This is a genomic window from Corallococcus sp. NCSPR001, assembly GCF_017309135.1.
Taxonomy (GTDB): Bacteria; Myxococcota; Myxococcia; order Myxococcales; family Myxococcaceae; genus Corallococcus.
The window spans coordinates 5,004,211-5,019,787 of record NZ_JAFIMS010000002.1 but is presented as its reverse complement, the minus strand read 5'-3'; the positions used below and the strand labels follow the sequence as shown (position 1 = coordinate 5,019,787).

At 67.5% G+C, this 15,577-nt stretch carries 13 protein-coding genes; 9 read left to right on the top strand and 4 right to left on the bottom strand.

The genetic code is table 11. From position 1 onward, the window contains the following. From JYJ93_RS22415 to JYJ93_RS22395, 5 genes are read left to right on the top strand one after another with little or no spacing between them, the layout of a single operon-like run. Nucleotides 1–780 (top strand): ABC transporter permease, encoded by a 780-nt coding sequence (locus JYJ93_RS22415; RefSeq protein WP_269012428.1) that lies wholly within the window; start codon nt 1–3, stop codon nt 778–780. Next, nucleotides 777–1,523: an ABC transporter permease gene (locus JYJ93_RS22410; RefSeq protein ID WP_206794463.1), complete on the top strand. Its 747-nt coding sequence runs from the start codon at nt 777–779 to the stop codon at nt 1,521–1,523. The genes JYJ93_RS22415 and JYJ93_RS22410 overlap by 4 nt, the downstream gene beginning before the upstream one ends. Then, nucleotides 1,520–2,263 (top strand): ATP-binding cassette domain-containing protein, encoded by a 744-nt coding sequence (locus tag JYJ93_RS22405; RefSeq protein ID WP_206794461.1) that lies wholly within the window; start codon nt 1,520–1,522, stop codon nt 2,261–2,263. The genes JYJ93_RS22410 and JYJ93_RS22405 overlap by 4 nt, the downstream gene beginning before the upstream one ends. After that, nucleotides 2,256–3,266, top strand: coding sequence for an MlaD family protein (locus JYJ93_RS22400; protein ID WP_206794458.1), 1,011 nt, complete (start codon nt 2,256–2,258; stop codon nt 3,264–3,266). Before JYJ93_RS22405 ends, JYJ93_RS22400 begins: the two co-directional genes overlap by 8 nt. Nucleotides 3,267–3,281: 15 nt before the next feature. Continuing rightward, the gene (locus JYJ93_RS22395) at nt 3,282–3,812 is read left to right on the top strand and encodes a hypothetical protein (RefSeq protein WP_206794456.1); all 531 of its coding nucleotides are present in this window, start codon (nt 3,282–3,284) and stop codon (nt 3,810–3,812) included. A gap of 181 nt (nt 3,813–3,993) precedes the next feature. Here the strand turns inward: JYJ93_RS22395 and JYJ93_RS22390 are convergent, their stop codons facing one another. The 3 genes from JYJ93_RS22390 to JYJ93_RS22380 form a co-directional block, all read right to left on the bottom strand. After that, the gene (locus JYJ93_RS22390; protein ID WP_206794455.1) at nt 3,994–4,509 is read right to left on the bottom strand and encodes a hypothetical protein; all 516 of its coding nucleotides are present in this window, start codon (nt 4,507–4,509) and stop codon (nt 3,994–3,996) included. 109 nt (nt 4,510–4,618) lie between these two features. Then, nucleotides 4,619–5,050, bottom strand: coding sequence for a hypothetical protein (locus JYJ93_RS22385; RefSeq protein WP_206794453.1), 432 nt, complete (start codon nt 5,048–5,050; stop codon nt 4,619–4,621). Between the two features lie 224 nt (nt 5,051–5,274). Then, nucleotides 5,275–5,475: a hypothetical protein gene (locus JYJ93_RS22380; protein WP_206794451.1), complete on the bottom strand. Its 201-nt coding sequence runs from the start codon at nt 5,473–5,475 to the stop codon at nt 5,275–5,277. A 229-nt stretch (nt 5,476–5,704) separates the two neighbouring features. On the opposite strand from JYJ93_RS22380, the gene JYJ93_RS22375 reads away from it, so the two are divergent. After that, entirely contained in the window at nt 5,705–6,214 is a 510-nt protein-coding gene (locus JYJ93_RS22375; protein ID WP_206794449.1) for a DUF2267 domain-containing protein, read from the top strand. A gap of 48 nt (nt 6,215–6,262) precedes the next feature. Here the strand turns inward: JYJ93_RS22375 and JYJ93_RS22370 are convergent, their stop codons facing one another. Beyond that, nucleotides 6,263–7,510 (bottom strand): caspase family protein, encoded by a 1,248-nt coding sequence (locus tag JYJ93_RS22370; RefSeq protein ID WP_206794447.1) that lies wholly within the window; start codon nt 7,508–7,510, stop codon nt 6,263–6,265. A 130-nt stretch (nt 7,511–7,640) separates the two neighbouring features. On the opposite strand from JYJ93_RS22370, the gene JYJ93_RS22365 reads away from it, so the two are divergent. The 3 genes from JYJ93_RS22365 to JYJ93_RS22355 are packed head-to-tail and all read left to right on the top strand — an operon-like array spanning nt 7,641 to nt 15,571. Then, on the top strand, nt 7,641–12,110 hold the full coding sequence (locus tag JYJ93_RS22365) for a TIR domain-containing protein (RefSeq protein WP_206794444.1): 4,470 nt from the start codon (nt 7,641–7,643) through the stop codon (nt 12,108–12,110). Between the two features lie 48 nt (nt 12,111–12,158). Then, nucleotides 12,159–14,462, top strand: a complete 2,304-nt coding sequence (locus JYJ93_RS22360; protein WP_206794442.1) for a S8 family serine peptidase — start codon at nt 12,159–12,161, stop codon at nt 14,460–14,462. Nucleotides 14,463–14,473: 11 nt separating this feature from the next. Then, on the top strand, nt 14,474–15,571 hold the full coding sequence (locus JYJ93_RS22355; protein ID WP_206794440.1) for a hypothetical protein: 1,098 nt from the start codon (nt 14,474–14,476) through the stop codon (nt 15,569–15,571). Nucleotides 15,572–15,577: the final 6 nt, after the last annotated feature.

Sequence of the window (15,577 nt, the reverse complement as noted above, 5' to 3'; positions counted from 1 at the left end):
GTGAGCACCACTGCCCTGGCGTGGCTGGGACGCTCGGCGATGCGGGCGGTGGGCGGCGTGGGAGCGCTGGCCCTGGTCGCGGGCCGCACGGCCTGGGGTCTGCGCCGGTTGGAGCGGCGCGAGCTGGCGCGAGGCCTGGTGCAGTTCGGCTACGGCTCCCTGCCCCTGGCGCTGGCGACGGCTGCGCTGGCGGGCGTCATCGTGGTGGTGCAGGCGGCGCTCTACATCCAGCGCTTCGGGGCGAGGGCCTTCCTGGGATGGGCCGCGGGCTACGGCGTGCTGTGGGAGTTCGGCCCGCTGCTGCTCGGGCTGATCATGTCGGCGCGGATCGGCGCGAGGAACGCGGCGGAGCTGGCCACGCTGAAGGTGGGCGGACAGATTGAAGGCCTGCGAGGCATTGGCCTGGATCCCTTCGCGCTGCTGGTGGCGCCCCGCGTGGTGGCGATGGAGCTGAGCATGCTGGCGCTGAGCACGTTCACGTTCCTGGTGTCCATCCTCTGCGAGGCGGTGGCGGCCAAGCTCACCTTGGACCTGCCGGTGCGGGTGTTCTTCGGGACGTTCGCGCAGATGCTGAGCCCCTCCGACATCCTGGGGGGCGTGGTGAAAACGGGAGCCTTCGGGCTGGCGATCGCGCTGGTGTCCACGGCGGTGGGGCTCCGGGCGAAGGGAGGCGCCCGAGCCGTGGGAGAGGCCGCGGCGAGCGCGGTGGTGCTGGGCTGCGCGGCCATCTTCCTCCTGGACTTCCTGCTGACGTCGCTGCTGTCCAGGTGGCTGGCATGAAGCGGGTCCTGACCTTCTTCGGGGCGCCGGGCGTGATGCTGGCGCGCACGGTGCGGGCCGGCGCGCGGGAGGGAATCCCGTGGAGGGAAACCCTGGCCCAGGTGCACGAGCTGGGCGGGCGCAGCGTGTGGCTGGTGATGTCCGGCATGGCCTTCTTCGGCGCGGTGCTGGTGATGATCGCCAACGCGCAGGCGAAGAAGCTGATCGGCAACGTGGCGGTGCTGGGTCCTGCCTACTTCGAGATGCTCATCCGTGAGCTGGGCCCCGCGGTGTCCGCGCTGCTGACGGCGTCGCGAGCGGGAGCCAGCCACTCCGCGGAGCTGGCCACGATGAGCGTGAACGAACAGGTGGAGGCGCTGGAGATGTCAGCGGGGGATCCGTACGCGGACCTCGTGGCACCCCGGGTGGTGGCGGGTCTGGTTGGAGTACCGCTCCTGAGCGCGTTGGGGACGGTGGCGGCGACAGCGTCGGCGGTGTTGGTGGCGAGCGTGGCGCTGAACATCGACGGCCGGGCGTTCATGGACCCGAGGTACGTGGATGGCTGGGACGTGCTGGTCGGAGGGCTGAAGGTCGTGGCCTGCGGCCTGTACATCCCGCTCGCGGCGGCGGTGGCGGGGTTGAACGCCCGGGGCGGCGCGGAGGCGGTGGGCGAGGCCACGACGGAAGGCGTCGTGGCGGCCAGTCTGGGATGTCTGTTGATTGACCTGACGGTGTCGCTTGCGTTCCAGTTCGTGCGCCTGTGAATGACACCGGTTCGGACACGCTGCTCTTCGAGGATGTGGCGATCGCCTTCGAGCAGGGCCGCCGCGTCCTGGACGGCCTGAGCGCGCAGGTCTCCACGAGGGAGCTGACGTTCATCGCGGGAGCGAGCGGCTCCGGCAAGAGCGTGCTGTGCCGGCTGGCGGTGGGGCTGCTGAAGCCCGGGGCCGGCAAGGTGACGCTGTTCGGGGATCGGGTGGACACGCAGCCGGAGCGGACATTGGTGACGCTGCGCCGCCGGGCGCCGTATCTGGTGCAGGGCCCCGCGCTGCTGGACTGGAGGACGCTGAGGGAGAACGTGCGCCTCGCGGATCCAAGCGCCCCGGAGGAAGCCGTGGAGACAGCGCTGGAGAAGGTGGGCCTGAAGGAATGGGCGGACCGGCTGCCGCCGGAGCTGGGGCCCGGGGCGAAGAAGCGCGCGGCCATCGCGAGGGCCCTGGTGCTCAAGCCGCGTTACCTGCTGTTGGACGAGCCGACGACGGGGTTGGACCGGAGGGCGGCGATGCAGGTGGAGGCGGTGTTGGCGTCGTTGAAGGAACAGGGCCTGGGGGCGCTGGTGGTGTCGCACGACTACCGGCAGTTGAGAGGCATCGCGGACCGGGTGTTGGTGGTGGCGAAGGGGCGCAACGCGTACCTGGGGAGCCCGGAGGGCTTCCTGGAGTCCCCTGCCCCGGAGCTGCGGACACTGACAGCGCCGTTCATGGAGGGCGCGACGGATGGATGAGCAACGGCTGGAGTTGAAGGTCGGAGCGCTGGTGCTCGCGACGGTGGTGGGAGTGCTGGTGTTGCTCTGGTTGATGGGAGAGCTGACGCTGGGCCGGGGAGCGACGCTGGAGGTGGACTTCGCGCACACAGGCAACGTGGTGCAGGGGGCCCCGGTGAAGCTGGGAGGCGTCCAGGTGGGCAAGGTGGACACCATCCACCTCCTGGCGGACCGAAGGGACGCGAAGGGCCTCCCCCTCCCCGTCCGCATGGACTTGTCCGTGGAGCCAGAGGCGAGGAGCGCCCTGCGCAAGGACGCCAGGGTGACGGTGGGAACGGTGGGCCTCTTGGGTGAGCCCTATCTGGAGTTGAACCCAGGCAACGCGGACGCGCCGCTGCCGGAGAAGGAAGCACTCCGGGGCGTGGATGCGCCGCGCCTGGACCTGCTGTCGGAGCAGCTGTCCAAGTTCGTGACACTGCTGTCGGACATGCTGGAAAAGGACCCGGAGGCCGTGACGGGCCTGGCCGCCAACGTGTCTCGATTGGCGAAGACGCTGGACGAGGTCCTGACGGAGAACAAAGGCGACGTGAAGGTCCTGGCCACGGAGCTGGCGGCGGCGTCAAAGGACCTGAGGCAGCTCGCGCAGCTGGCCAAGGAGTCCATGCAGCCCGGAGGCAAGGGAGCAAGGCTCCTGGACGACGCCTCCGCCGTGGCGGCCCTGATGCGAAAGGACCTCCCCGGCCTGACGAAGTCCGCCGGAACGACCCTGGACGGCCTGGCGGCGGTGACGGGCCCGCTGACGCCCGAGGACGGCCAGCAGGTGAAGCTGGCCCTCCAGCGCTTCACGGCGGCAGCGGGCCAGTTGGAGCAGATCGCCACCAAGGCGGACCGGATCCTCGGACAGCTTGATTCCGGGGAGGGAACCGGTGGAGCGCTGCTCAAGGACCCTGCCCTTTACGACGAGCTGAAGACCCTGGTCACGGACCTGCGTAAACATCCGTGGAAGATCCTCTGGAAGGACTGATCGCAGGAGGTGAACATGGGCCCAGGCAGAATTCGTGCGGACCTGCTGAGCGAAGCAGATGCATTGATCATGAGCGGGGAGACAATCCGGGCAATCCGATTCCTCAAGGAGCGGATGCAGTGCGGGCTCAGCGATGCAGTGGAGCTGCTAGATATCCGCTCCCAGGAACTCGAAGAGATCAATGAAAGCTGGCGGCAATCCAAACTGGCCTACAGACAAACCTTGACGCCTGAGTATTGGCGTACGCACGCCCTGGCGAGCATGGAGGCGCTACCGCGCCCCCCGCTGGCACTCGAGGCGCTGTGGGATGGAGACAGCTTCGGCTGGATGCTCGAACTGAATGCCATTCTCCCAGGCGCATCACGCGCGCATCCGCGATTTACCGCTGTTTGCTTGGTTTTGATGCGCGGCCCTTCCGACCACATGATCGAGGTCGCCCTCGAAACAGGCCGGATCGCGCAGGAACGATGGAAGATCGCGCTCTACCTTCCGTCCCACGAACCATCAATTGATACCCCTCGGTGGTGGGATTCCCACTCCACTTGATTCCGTGGAGGAGCCGCTGAAAGGACTGAGTGCCCCTATCCTGGGTCCAGCGCCCACGTTCCTTCCTCCCACCGCTTCAACGCCTCGGAGGCAGCGAAAGAAACCAGGTCCTGCCCTTGAGCAGCCTGTTTGAGGACGGCCGTGGCTTCATCCGTTCGATGGCGGAGGAGGGCAATGCACGTCAGAGCGAAGTCGGCTGCGGCACTTCGTCAGCGGGAGCGGGTGCCGGAGCCGGCGTCTCCTCCTGGATCACAGGCGAATTCAGGGTCCACGAATAGCCATACCGCGCCCCGAGCAGCCGGTACGTCGCGCGCTTCCCGCAGCCCACGACGCCCGTGGTGACGCGGTCCAGCTTGGACGCCTGGAGCTCCGCCTTCGCGCAGTCCATGTCGAACTCGGCGCGGAGCCTCACGTCCGGAATCCAGGCGCACTGCCCCATGATGCAGCGCAGCTCGTAGAGGCCCTCCGTGTTGCAGCCGATCATCCGGTACTGATTCTCTCCCAGGTACTGCGGCGTCAGCTCCTGGTCGCACTTGAGATCCTTGGCGGCGATCTTCTCCAGGTTCGCGTAGCGCTTGGAATTGATGGACGGCCCCATCTGGGAGAAGTCCACCTTGCCGTGGCTCCGGCGCCCCCCGCAGCCCGCCACCAGGAACGCCAAGCCCACGCCCACAACCGACAGTCGAAGCAGGTTCATGGGCGCCCATCTACCCCAGGGCCTCATGGCCTTTCCAGCCCCTCCCCTCACGCGAAAGGAGCCGCCCCACCGCACAAGGCAGGACGGCTCCCAGATCAGCGACGGCGCGTCACTGCATCGACAGGGCCCAGGTGTAGTTGCCGTTCGAGCCCAGCCCGACCAGCGTCGTCTTGCACGTGGCGGTCGTGCTGCCCTTGGACGTGGCGCTTCCCGCAGGCGTCCAGTAGCCGGACGTCCCCAGGATCGGGTTGGGCGGGGTCCAGATGCTACTCATGTTGAAGCGACAGGTCTTGCTGCCGCTCGTGTACTCGAAGACGACGGCGGAGTTGGTGCCGCAGTCCGTCTGGTGCACCCCCGAAATCGAGTTGGCCGCCACCGAGCTCAGGGCCGGGATGACCGCGGCACAGCCGTTGAAGTAGGAGTTGGTGATCGCGCTGGTCGTGATCTTGTTCTGCACCGTGAACGTCAGCGTCGCAGCGTGCGCGGAACCCATGCCCAGCGCCGACACCGCGAACGCAGCCACCACCGTCAAGCTTTTCATGGACAGCCCCCAAGGAAGGGGAATCGCTTCCCCGGAGTCAGTTAAGCGATTCCAGGGAGCCTTGTCCAGACAGCCAACGCTTGGGCATTCATGCAACGGATTGCGAGGAAAATTCTCGCCCGGCTCGCGCCCCCACCTGAGTCAGGCTTGAGTCGCCCGCCGCCAATCGTGGTCACGCCCGACTCACGAACCTCCAGTCAATGACAGACATCCACCCTGCCGTGTCAGGTCGGGGACGCCTCCTCGCTCCCGGGCAGCAGATCCGACAGCAGCATCTGCTCCTCACTGGGAGAGAGGTCGTAGTGGCGGGCTGCCTCCGTGATGATTTCGATCAAGGGGGTACCCGGTTGCTCGGCCCTCCGCATCGCGATCATCCGGGCGGCGCTGCGCAGCGCCTCTCCCCTGGAACGGAGACTTTCACGCATGACGACACCTCGCTGGAGGGAGCGACCGCGGCATGCGGCCCCTCTCTTCACGGTTGGGACTCGTCTGCGCCGTTGCAACGAGCGACGACGGGAAGTGGGAGCAGGCGCTCCCCGTCAGCCCCCGCCCCCGGGAAGCGGGCGGCTCGCAGGGCGGCGCGTGCCTTCCTCTGGGTTCGCGAGCGCTTCAGCTTTGGGGTCGGACCCCACTCCGAAGAACGAGGAATCAGACATGGCAGCGCAAGACATCCCCGGCACCGGCCAGCAGGCAGGAGGCCCCACGCACCGCGCCACGGACATCCCGCTCGATGAGCGCCGCCGCATGCGCCACGAGTCCCGCACGTCGCAGACCTACAAGGCCTTCCTCAAGTACCTGCGCGACGTGGGCCAATTCCAGAGCGAGCAATCTGCCCAGCAAGCCGCCTTCTCCGTGCTGTGCGTGCTGGAGCAGCGCCTCTTCGGAGAGGAGGACAACGACCTGGAGGCCCAGCTGCCCCACAAGCTGCGCGAGCTCCTGGTGCGGTGCGACCGCCACGAGTCCGGACCGCCGCCCCACAAGTTCGGCCGGGAGGAGATGCTGGCGATGGTCGCCACGGACCTGGCGGTGGACGCGGAGAACGCGGAGTCCATCGTCCGCGCCGTCTTCAGCGCCGTCCAGGCGCAGATCTCCCAGGGAGAGAGCGACGACATCGCGGGCGAGCTGCCAACGGACATCCGCGAACTCTGGGCGCGCCCCACCTGACGGACCAGGTACACCTGGGTCCGCCCATGAGAGCGTTATGCCGCGCGCTCACGGCCGTTGTTTCAGGTCCTCGACGAGCCGATTGAGCGCCTCGGCGCCGCGGTATTTGTGCGTGATGTCGAGCATCACCACCGCGCGGAAGCGCAGGGGCAACTTCTGTTCGGGGATGGGGCTGATCTTGATGGGCAGCAAACGGTGGCCTGGGCGGTGGAAGGACTCCTCCAGGCTCAACACGTTCTCGAATAAGGCGCCCCCGTCCGCCAGGTAGTTCTGCGAGAGCGCCACCAAAGTCCGCCGGGACTGCTGGATGCCGTGCTCGGTATTTACGACCCGGTACACATCCCGACCGGTGTCATGGGCGGTGGCGACCTTGAAGCCCTCCTTGTGCAGGCGGGGCAGGAGCACGTCGTAGACCCAGGCCGCGTCGGGCTCCTGGTCGACGAAGCTGACAAAGGCATCGTAGGGCACGTCGGCCGTGCCGGACGCGTCGGTGCCGCGCGGGTGGAGTGCGACGGCGAAGTTCTCCCCCAGGTTCTGCGCATGGAAGATGGGGTGCTGTGAGGGGGCGCCCGAAGAGAAGGCGGAGGCGTCGGTGACATTCCGCTGCACGTATTCGAAGAGGTCGAAGATCCGGATGTGCCCGCTCTCGGAAGGGCGCACGTCGCCTTCCATCCCCTTGAGCAGGTACGTGGTGAACAGGCTGTTACGCGCCCCCTGCAGAGCCCAGGAGATCTCATTACTTCGAGAGGAGGCCAGGATCACGGTCCCCTCACCTTGGGCGAGTGTCTCGAGAAAACGATCCGACAGCCCACGCTCAAGCCCGGCCGCCGGGCGGCCTCCCCCACCTGCCTTCATGACGCCTGCTGAATGGCAGCAATCGAAGATGATGAGCTTCCTGCGTGCGGGGATGGCCCGGATGGCGTCGCCCAGTTCCTGCCCGGAGATCCCCGTTCGCGCCAGGAGTTCGGCGGACGAGTCATCGGCATCAATGGGCAACAGGTACTCGCCGGCATGGGGAGGCAGCTCCAGACGCCCCCCATGGGAAGAGACGTAGACGAAGAGCACCGAGTCCTCGTTCGTCTTGCGCCGTAGCATGGCCAGCTCATCGAGCAATCCCTGCCGCGTCGCCTGCTGCTCCGGCAGCAGCCGCACGTTCGCGTAGGCCCCACGGGCAGGGTCCCCCAGCAGCCTGGCGATGTCTTCCGCGTCACGCAGCACCACGTCCGGCAGCGGGCTCATCCGCTGGTACTTCGAGATGCCGACGACCAGCGCGTGGGCATTGTCCATCACGGGCATCGAGGGTCTCCAGGAAGCAGCGCCGCGGCCGTCAGGGCAATGCCTGACGGAGGCGCAGTCTGGGGCATCCGCCGCCGCCCCACCAGAGGTGCCGCACCGCCTCTCTCCCTTGTAGAATGGGCGCAGCCCCATGCCTCCTCCCGAGTTCGATGTCTTCGTCTGCTACGCCGAGCAGGACCAGGAGTGGGTCCTGGGCCTCCTGCTGGACGCGCTCAAGCGGGCGGGGCTGAGCTGTCACACGGAGGCGGCCTTCGCCCTGGGAGTGCCCCGGGTGCTGGAGTTCGAGAAGGCCCTCCAGTGCAGCGCCCGCACGGTGCTGGTGCTCTCACCGGCCTTCCGCGCGGATGCAGCCAGCCGTTTCGTCAGCGTGCTGGCCATGAGCTACGACCTGGAGCACGCGGCCGGGTCGCTGGTCCCCCTGCTCTACCGGCCGGTGGAGACGCCCGCCTATCTCCAAGGCCTGGAGTTGCTCGACGCCACGACCCACGACAAGTGGCCAGCCGCCCTCGAACGCCTGTGCGCCCTGCTGAAGCGGCCCATCCCCGAGGAGGCCCGCAAGCCGCGCTGTCCCTACCCTGGCATGGTGCCCTTCCGCGCCGACGACGCGCGCTTCTTCCACGGACGCCAGAAGGAGCTGGGAAGTCTTCAGGAGAAGCTGCTGAAGCACCGCCGGGTCCTGGTCGTGGGCCCCTCCGCCTCCGGCAAGTCCTCCCTCCTGCGCGCCGGCTTCCTGCCTTCGTACCTGGCGGATCCCCGGTGGGTGGTGCGCACCCTGCGCCCAGGAGAGGCTCCCGGCTCGGGGCTCGAGGAGCTGAAGCGAGACCCGGCCGTGCGCAAGCTCCTCGCCAATGAATCGCCGAAGCTGCGCCTGCTGCTGGTGGTGGACCCCCTGGAAGAACTCTTCACCCTGGCGTCCGCGCAGCAGCAGCGGCGGTTCATCGCCGGGCTGCAAGAGTTCCACACTCGGACAGACTGCCATGTGGTGGCGGCCCTGCGCGCGGACTTCTACCCGGAGCTGATGGGCAGCGATCTGTGGCCAATCCCCGCAGAGGAGCGCCTGGAGATCATCCCGCTCCGGGGACAGGCGCTGCGCGCGGCCATCGAGCAGCCCGCCATCGACGTGGGCGCCTACCTGGAGCGGGAGCTGACCGAGCGGCTGCTCGCGGACGTCCAGGACGAACCTGGCGCGCTTCCCCTGCTCCAGGAGACGCTGGTCCTGCTCTGGGAGCGCATGACGGGGCGGATCATGACCGCGCATGCCTACCAGGAGCTGGGACAGGGGCACCTGAACGGGCTCGCGGTGGCGATGGCCGCGCGAGCCGAAGGGGCCCTGGGCGAGCTGTCACGCGAGCCGGCAACGGTCGGCGTGGCGCGCAGGATGTTCCTCCGCCTCATCCAGTTCGGCCAGGGCCGCTCGGATACGCGGCGCCAGCTCCCGGTGTCCGCGCTGCGCACCCGGCAGGACGAGGCCCGCCTCTTCGAGCAGACCCTGCAGTACCTGGCGGGCACCCGGCTCATCACCCTGAGCGGCGAGCAGGGGGAGGCAGATCGTCTGGTGGACATCTCCCACGAAGCCCTGCTCCAGGCGTGGCCCACCCTGCGCGGCTGGATCGAGGAGAAGCGGTCGGCGGAGCAGACACGGCGGAGGCTGGAGGAAAAGTCCGAGGAGTGGCTCCGCTTGAAGCGCAAGGGCGGCCTGCTGGACCTGGCCGAGCTGGCCGAGGCCCGGCGGTACCTCTCCGGGCCGAATGCCCACGCGCTGGGTTCCAGCACCACGCTGGAGGGACTGGTGAGCGCGAGCTGGCGGCGCGTCTACCTCCTGCGTGCGCTGACGGCCTTCGTGTTCCTGGTGATCCTGGGTGCCGCGGGCGGGATGCTCTGGCAACGGTGGCAGGCCGAGTCGCTCCTCGCCGGGAGCCTCTTCCGCGAGGCACAGCACCACTGGGAGGAGCAGAAGAACGACAGCCTCGCCGTGCTGCCGCAACTCAGCAAGGCCTTCGCGACCGCCCCTCCCCGGGATGCCCAGGCTTCGACCTATGCGCTGCGATTGCTGCACCTGGCGGATCGGGGGCCCTGCCGCGTCGAGAACCTTGCGGCGCCTTTCAGCAGGTACATCGTCAGCCCGGACCGGAAGACTATCGTCATCACCGCCCCCGAAGGGACCGTTCAGGTCTGGGACATGACCTCGGGCCAAATCCTCCCGCTGCCATTCGCGCAGGATGCGCGAGTCCTGATCACTCCCGCCTTCAGCGCGGATGGTCAGCGGCTGGCAACGATCACGGAAGGGCTGAACCCTTTCATGACCCGCACGCTGCACGTCTGGAACGCCAGGACCGGAACCTCCGAGCACCACCTCGCCTACGAGCACACTTCCTATGTGGAGGACCTCGTATTCACCTCCAATGGCCAGGCTGTCCTCCTGTCCCGGCATGTTCAGAAGCCGAGCCCTAGCAGCACGGGCTCCCCTGACGGGGAGCTGCCGCCCCTGGGGCCCTTGGGCTTCAACTTCTCCGACGACCCCGAAGCGGAAGTCGTGCTCATCGATTGGGCCTCGAGAGCTCCTCGCCCCAGGAACGCCCCCAAGGGGCTCCTCCGTCGCGCCGGTCCTCTCAGCATCGCGGCACATCCAGGCTGGTCGCTGAAGCTCCACGGTCGCCACCTCCTGACGATCGACAACGACGAAGCCACCCAGCGTTACGAAGTGCGCCTCGTGGACATGGAGACCGGACGACCGGCCCCGGAAGTCGTCCCAATGCAGCACACGCACCCCGTCAGGGATGCCATTGTGACGGGAGACTCCGAGCGCTTTGTCTTCACCCTCTCTTCCGCCCAGCTTGATGCGCCGCAGGAGCTACGAATCTTCGAGGCCTCCACGGGCCGGCTCAAGGCTTCCACGCCCCTCGAGAAGGGCGGATTCCACATCGGCTCCACGGGGCACAAGGTGCTGCTGCTGGGAGCGGGAAATGCCCTCGTATGGGATTGGAAGGTCAACCAGCGCCGCCCGCTGCCGTCCGCCCCCCTGGATGGCGCCCCCCACTACTTCTTCGCTCGCGGAGACACGGTGGTCCTCGCGGTCTCGGACACTGGGGCAATCAAGGCCTGGAGCAGCGAGGATGGACGGCCGCTGCCCACCCGGCAGATGGCACCGTTGGAGACGCAGCCCTCCCTGTTGATGAGCCAGGACGCCTCATCCCAACTGGAGGTGGATGAAGAGGGACGGCTCCTTGAGCTCACCCACCAAGGCACCTTGCGCATTTCGAATGTCCTGGAGCAGCCGGGGACCACGACTCAGTCCCTGCCCGGTCTGGACCGGGTGACCCAAGCGGCCTTCTCCAGCAAGCGCAAGTGGCTGGTCACCATCAGGGAGGACTCCCCGCGGGCACACCTTCAACTGTGGGAGGTGGAAGGCCTGCGGCCACTTTGGAAACAGCCCCGGGTGCTGACGGCCTTCTCCGTGGGAGCGCAGTTCAGCGCCGACGAGAGCTGCCTGCTGCTCTCCTTTGAAAGCGGCGCCTCGGACCCCTTCACGAAGACGGTCACCCTTCAAGTCCTCCGGCTGGATCCGCGATGCCCGGTCGAGGAGTTCTCCTTCTCGGAGACACTGCCGGCTGGCGACAGCTCCAGATGGGGCCCTCCGGCATCCATGCAGCTGGATCGGACCGGCCAGTATCTGACGGCGGGCTGGGGTGGGCTCAAGCTCCAGCGCTGGGACCTGAAGAAGAAACAGGCGGTGTGGTCTGCCCCCAGGCATCACCTGCTCGGAGCAAACGTGGACCTCATCTTCGGGGAGCATCTCTATCTGCGGGTCACCCCGGCGCGTATCGAGCTCTGGAGCTTCATGGGAGGGGACAAGCCGCTGCACGTCTTCCCGCGTCTGGCGTCGCCGCTCAGCTCCAGGCTCCTCCTCGCGCTCGCCAGAGAGGCAAGGGACGTGACCGCGGATGCTCGACCAGGAGCCGCGTCGGCCACCTCCGAGGCCGCATTGCTCATCAAGCTGCTGGAGACACAGGTCGGGCTGAAGCATTCCCCGGATGGTTTCTTCTTCTTGAACATGGATTCATCCCAGCCCTGGTTCGTTCCGGGGCTGCTGGATGATGCGCGCATGCGCTCCCCATTTGTCAGTCCCAACGGACGGTGGCTGGGGTTCGGAGCCGAGCTCGGCCAGGAGCCCGGAACACTCAGAATGGGCTGGATGGGCGAAGAGCCGGACAGCACCTTGCACGTCTTCGACCTCGCTTCGGGGACCCCGCTCCTGGAGGAGCAGCACCTCTCCCCTCGTGTCGTCCACGCCGCCTTCGATAGCGCCTCGGAGTCGGTCCTCCTCCTCCACTCCAACGGCCAGCTCCGCAAACTCCCCATCGCGCCCAAGCTGACGGGCCGGCCCGGCTGGCTCGCCACCGCGGGCGAGGCATTGACGGGGCTCCGCCTCCGGGATGACGGCCGCTCCTACCGGCTCTCGCTCGCGGAGCACCACGCCGTGCGCGAGTCCTTCCTCCGTGGGCTCCACCACGACGCGGCGGACGGTGACACCTTCGCCAAGGCTTTCCTTGGCCGTCTCACACCAGGATGTCCGGAGCTCCAGCCTTCTCCCACGCATTGAAGCCTCTCACGGCGTGCAAGTGGAATCGGTCTTCGGCATGCTCGCCGCATGGCCAGGAAGCTCGTCGCGGTCCACTGCATGCATCAGCACGAGCTGAACACCGCCCGCCAGGCGCTCCAGCGCGCGGAGGTGGGCAGGGCCTTCGTGCTGGGAGAGATTGACTCCCAGGGCATCGAGGCCCTGCGGCAGGGCGGGCTCATCGTCGAGGAGTTGGAGGACGTGCTGGAGAAGCCACCGGTCTGGGGGCTGACGTTCCTCTCCTCTCCCGGCTCCGAAGGGCTGAAGACCCCGGACGCGCCTTCGGCGCCCACGCCCTCTTCGTTGTACCCCATCCCGAAGGGCGTGACGCCTCCGCAGCAGACGCGCCAGGACTATGTCCTGACCCTCGCCGGTCCCCTCCTCCCGGGCTGGCACGATGAGCTGAAGAAGCTGGGGCTGGAGGTGTCACGGAGGGTCGCGCGGTTCGCGTTCCTGCTCAGCGGGCCAGCAGGGCTGACCGCACGACTCCAGGGACTGCCCTTCGTGCGCAAGGTGGTGGCGCAGCCTGTCGTCTCATGGCCGCCCGGTCAGTCCGGGCACCTCGGGGATGTGTCCATTCCCTTCCTTGGCGAAGAGAAGCACACCCCCAAGGGCGATGTGGCTCTTCAGACGAAGACCTTCGATGTCCTCTTGAAGTCCCCGCAGGCACAGGCGCCCTTCGAGGAGTTGCTGCGAAAGGAGGGCGCCAAGGTCATCGCCAGCACGCCTGGCAAGCTCCGCGTCGGCATGACCGCCTCACTCCGGTGGCGGCTGGCCTCCCATCCCCAGGTGGAGGAGATCGAAGAGTACCTGCCGCCTGTCCTCTACAACGATCTCACGCGGGTGCTGCTGGGCATTGATCCCGCCTCGCCGTCAGCCGCGGGGCCGCCCTGGACGGGCAAGGGGCAGCTCGTGGCGGTCGCCGACAGCGGTATCGACCTCACGCACCCGGATCTGAAGGACCGCATCCACAAGGCCCTCCCCCTGGGTCGCAAGGATGACCCGAGCGATCCCGATGGACACGGGACACACGTGGCTGGCTCCATCGTGGGGACGGGAGCCGCCTCCAGCGGCCTCATCCGGGGCGTCGCTCCCGAAGCCCGGCTCGTCTTCCAGTCGCTGATGGACGACCAGGGCAAGCTGGGCGGCCTGCCCCTGCGGCTGGGGGACCTCTTCGAACAGTCGTATCAAGAGGGCGCGCGCATCCACAACGACAGCTGGGGAGCGGATGCCAAGGCACGCTACACGCTGAGCTCGAAGGAGGTGGATGAGTACGTCTCCCTGCGCCGGGACATGCTCGTGGTGCTCGCGGCAGGCAACGCAGGCACGGCCGCGAACAACGTCCACAGCCCCGCCGGGTTCTCCGACTTGCAGTCCGTGGGCGCGCCCGCCAGCTGCAAGAATGCGCTGGTGGTGGGCGCAAGCCGGAGCTCGCGCACGAAGGGCGGACGCTCGCAGAGGACCTACAAGGAATACTGGAGCGAGCGGTTCATCGCTCCTCCCCTGTCCGAGGCGAGGATCTCCGGTGACCCCGAGTGTCTGGCGGCCTTCAGCAGCCGCGGCTCGTGCGTGGACCAGCGCATCAAGCCAGACCTGGTCGCCCCCGGGACGGACATCCTGTCCACCCGCGCCAGCACCGCGCCGCTCCACAAATTCTGGGCGCCGGCCAAGGGGACCGAGCACTACGCCTACCTGGGAGGCACCAGCATGGCGGCGCCATTCGTCTCGGGTTGCGCCGCCCTGGTCCGCGAGTACTACGCCAGCGTCCCGCACGAGCCCAGCGCCGCGCTGCTCAAGGCCACGCTCATCAACGGCACGCGCTGGCTGACCGGCGAGGATGCCGTGTTGGAGCGCGAGGTGCCCCCCAACAACCATCAGGGGTTCGGGCGCGTGTCCATGCGCACCACGCTGCCCAACCCGGCGGAGCCCTGGATGAAGCTGGCCTTCATCGACAGCTGGCGGAAGCCGGAACTCCAGCTGCCAGCCACCAACGAGATGTTCCTCTTCTCGGTCCAGGTCAGGGAGGGCCACCCGCTGAGGGTGTGCCTCGCCCACACCGACCCGCCGGCCAATGGGATGCAGAACACCCTCCGTCTGACAGTGCAGTCTCCCAACGGCCGGAAGTGGCTGGGCAATGGCAAGCGCTCTTCCCAGGGCGTGGCCATCTGGGATGACCTCAACAACGTCTCCATCGTGCGGTTCGAAGCCCCCGAGGCCGGCCGCTACTTCGTCCAGGTCGAGGCGTGGAACCTCCTGAAGATCCAGGACTATGCCCTTGTCGTCACGGGCGAGCTGGAGTCCGGGCTCGAGCCCGTGAAAGCATCCAACCCCTGAAGGAGGCAGCGATGTTCAAGCTTCACACCGTGCAGGCCGAAGAAGGGGATTCCCTCCTGGTCGAATATGGCAAGGAGTCGCAGCCGCGCTTCATCCTGATAGACGGCGGCCCCCAGGGCGTCTACCAAGCGCACCTGCGCGGGGTGCTCAGCCAGCTCTCCCACCGCGAGCTGGAGCTGGTCATCCTCAGCCACGTGGATGACGACCACGTGATGGGGCTGGTGGAGTTGTTCGCGGAGCTCGTCCATCAGCAGGTGAACGAAAACGAACCGCTCGTGAAGCCCCGGGCGCTGTGGCACAACGCGTTCAGCCAGACGCTGTCCCCTCAGCTCCAGCAGCGGTTGGCCCAGGCGGTGGACAGCGCTCCCAACAAGGCCGCCCTCCAGGCCACTCCCGGCGCGCTGACGAGCATCAGCAATGGCAGCAAGCTGCGGGGGCTCGCCACGGACCTGAGCCTGCCGGTGAACCCGGGGTTCGGAGACCTGCCCATCTGCGTGGATACGCAGGGCAAGCCCTTCATGTCGGCGAACCTGGCCCTGACCGTGGTGGGCCCCACGCAGGCCAACCTCGTCGCGCTGCGGGAGATGTGGCAGCAGTGGCTCGACAAGAACGAGAGGAGGATCGCCAAGGGGGAAGTCGAGCCGACGGCGATGTCCGACCGGAGCGTCCCCAACCTCAGCAGCCTCATCCTGGTAGCGCAGGCAGACAACCGCACGCTCCTGCTCACCGGCGATGGACGGGGCGACTTCATCCTGGAGGGCCTGGTGGCCGCTGGGTACCTTCCGGACAAGAAGAGCCGGATCCACTTCGACTGCATCAAGGTGCCGCACCACGGCAGCGACCGGAACGTCACGGCGGAGTTCTTCCAGCAGGTGACGGCGGACCACTACGTCATCTCCGCCAATGGCAAGCACGACAACCCGGACCTGAGCACGTTGGAGTGGATCCTGGATGCCGCGCGGCAGCAGCAAAGGCGCTTCACGCTGCATGTCACCAACAACGCGCCTGGGGTGCAGGAGTTCGTCAAGCGCTACCCGCCCGCGAAGAGCGGCTACACGCTGAACCTGCTGGCCCCCGGCAAGCACATCCTCACCCTCGCACTGGCGTGAGGAGGT